This is a genomic window from Pseudomonas sp. AC463, from assembly GCF_979253585.1.
Genome location: NZ_CEEDDZ010000478.1, coordinates 1 through 283 on the forward strand (window position 1 = coordinate 1; position 283 = coordinate 283).

At 65.4% G+C, this 283-nt stretch carries 1 protein-coding gene; it reads left to right on the forward strand.

From position 1 onward, the window contains the following. Positions 1-283, forward strand: a 283-nt coding sequence (locus tag AC0IYH_RS31045; RefSeq protein WP_471838030.1) for a hypothetical protein, incomplete at both ends; no start/stop codon positions are given.

Consider the following 283-nt stretch of genomic DNA (forward strand, 5'->3'; position numbering starts at 1 on the left):
GCCGAAAAACAAGCCGATCACCGGCAATTTCAGCCTGACCGGCCTCGACCTCGCCGTGGCGCGGCCGTTGGTGCCGATGGGGGAAAAACTCAACGGCAAGCTCAACGGCAGTGGGCGAATTTCCGGCGGGTTGCTGGCGCCACAGGTCAACGGCACCGTCAACCTGATCGGCGGCGAAATCTCCGGGCCGGAACTGCCCATCAGCCTCGAAGGCCTCAACGTACAGGCGTTGATTGCCGGCGAAAGCGTGCAGCTCAACGGCGCGTGGCGCAGCGGCCAGGCC